The organism is Paenibacillus sp. 01T422 (assembly GCF_056398785.1).
In genome coordinates this window covers 1-2570 of sequence record NZ_JBFTQB010000914.1, presented here as the reverse complement: position 1 = coordinate 2570, position 2570 = coordinate 1, and the positions used below count along the sequence as shown (strand labels likewise).

General features: G+C 45.4%; 2 protein-coding genes. Both read left to right on the top strand.

What is annotated here, in order from left to right; all coding sequences use genetic code 11:
* Positions 1-96: 96 nt before the first annotated feature.
* Positions 97-1431, top strand: coding sequence for a hypothetical protein (locus AC1DUA_RS33350; RefSeq protein ID WP_477503820.1), 1335 nt, complete (start codon positions 97-99; stop codon positions 1429-1431).
* Positions 1432-1497: 66 nt separating this feature from the next.
* The coding region (locus AC1DUA_RS33345) for an ABC transporter substrate-binding protein (protein WP_477503819.1) at positions 1498-2570 on the top strand (1073 nt) is incomplete at its 3' end.

Here is a 2570-nt window from a genome sequence, read left to right as displayed (position 1 = left end):
GCATGAAACGCAACGAGGAAGGAAGGAGGACTTGCTACAATCAGGGTGAATGATTTTGAATTGAAAATAATTTGATTTCACGGAGGGGCAATTTAAATGAGGAAAACAGTGTTAAGTCTAATGACGATAGTAACTTTGGCGATTCCTTTCTTCACTAATGCGAGCACCACTCATGCTGCAAGTTATTCAGAACTGGCAGCCCACTGGGCGCCTCAGGTTTACCAGGATGTGAATGCTGATCTTGATGTAAGGGCAGATTTCATTACCAACTTCAACTATGACGGAGATTATTTGGCTAGGAATAACTGGGATAATCTCTCCAATTACAATGAGAATGGGTATGTCTACTATAAAGTGTCCGAAACGACAACGCATTACTTTATTGAATACGACTTGTTCCATGCAAGAGACGATGCTTACACTAGACCGCTTGACGCCCATGAAAATGACCTTGAAGGTCTATTCCTTGTCATCAAGAAGGATGGATCCAACTACGGGTCGTTCCAGCTGATGGAAACCATGGCGCATAACCAATGGTACGATTACACGAATGATCCTAACATTACCGCTGGTTCTGATAACGTGGATGGTGGCGTTCTCTTCAATGGAAGTCATCCCATGGTGTTTTGTCAGGCGAATGGACAGAGTCCTAGCGGTGGGCATGGCGTCAAAGCCTACGACGGATCAAGCGCGCCAGGTGGAGATGGTATTGTCTACGATTACACGGGTGTAGCGCAGTTTCCAACGAATACATCAGGCAGCTATACGAACCATTACAGCTACGCCTTGATTGAGTGGGGAGATCTGTGGAACCGCCGGAATGACCCTAATATTTTCGCTTCTTGGGGGACAATTGCAGGCGACAACAACACGGCTAACTCGGCGAATGCGCCGTGGGGATGGGACGATAGCGATGACGGCCCTGCTTTACAGGGGATGAACTGGTCGGATCCGGCTCACCAAGTCGATGTGCACCTGAATGGTCTTGGTAATTTCTCGCATACCTATGTGTTCAATCCTTACTACTCTCATAAAATAGTTCTCCAGAATGCCCAGAGTCTTGAAGATCGCGATCCGTTCGGGAATAAAAGCGATATATTCATTAAAGCCTATGTCAACAATCAAGGGCAGACGGATGCTAGGTTCTGGAAGAAAAATGATGCTCCTAAAAATCAAGTTTACAATATAGCTTTTGGTGCTAATGATGCTGAATTCGGTCCTAACTTCTCAGAAAACTACAATACCGTCTATGTAGCGAAACCATCAAATAGCAATGTTGAAATCCATGTCTACGATTCAGATGGCACTTCTGGTGATGACGATATGGGATTTGTATCAGCGATTGTAGCGCCTGGGACCACCAAATCTTGGACAGATGCACTGACAAGTAATGGACAAGCGAAGGTTTCAGCAACCGTAACTGCGCAATAGCGTTAGCTTAGGAGCAAGAAGATTCAACCAAATATTCTAAAGAGAATACATCTAGGAGGATGGGCAATGTTTCTGAAACCGAAAGCACGTACTGTAAGTTTGTTATTAGCAGCTTCATTCATGTTAACCACGGTATTAACGGGGTGTGGAGCTGGTGCAAGCAAGACAGCCAGTGCACCAACATCAACGCCAGCCAGCACGACAAGCAGTGAGCCTGCGAAGGCAACGAAAGCACCGGAGTCGAAGAAATTGGTTGTTTACGCAGCATTAAACGAAGATGACATCGTACAAATTCAAAAGAAGTTCAAAGAAGATACGGGCATTGAGATTGAATACTTGCGTTTAAGTGGTGCTGGTGAAGCTAGTACGCGCATTCAAGCTGAGAAGGCTACGCCTAAAGCGGATATCTTCGTAGGTGGATCGGTCGAGTTCTATGAGCCACTTGCTCAGCAAGGCTTGCTTGAAAAGTACACGTCCCCTAATACCAAGGATATTGAGTCCCGTTTCAATGATCCGAAGGGCTACTGGCAAGGTTGGTATATGGGCGTTCTCGGTATCGTTCTGAACAAAGATAGATTCCAAAAAGAGCTTGCTCCAAAAGGTGTTAAAGAGCCAGCAACATGGGACGATCTGCTTGACCCTAACTACAAAGGCCTATTCCTTACATCCAATCCTGCGACAGCGGGCGGCGGTTATATCTTCATAGCTGACCAGTTGTTCCGTTTGGGAGAAGAAAAGGGTTGGGATTACTTGAAAAAGCTTAATGCCAATGTTCATCACTATACACCAGCAGCAGGAGACGGAATTACGCTTACTGCGACAGGCGAGTTCGTAGCTGGCATGTCATGGGCGCATGATATCGTGAAATCGGCTCAAAAGGGTTACCCAATTAAAGTTATCGTTCCTGAGCAAACGGCTTTTGAAATCGGCGGTGTTGGTGTTGTTAAAGGTGGAGCGAATACAGAGAATGCGAAGAAATTCGTGGACTGGTTGTTAACTAAACCGGTTGGGGAAATGAATACGAAGATATCTAATCGTTACTCAGTAAGAAAAGATGTAGCACCACCAGAAGGCATGATCAAGATTGAGGATGTAAAATTGGTCAACTATGACAGAGATAAAGCTGCTCAGATGAAAGC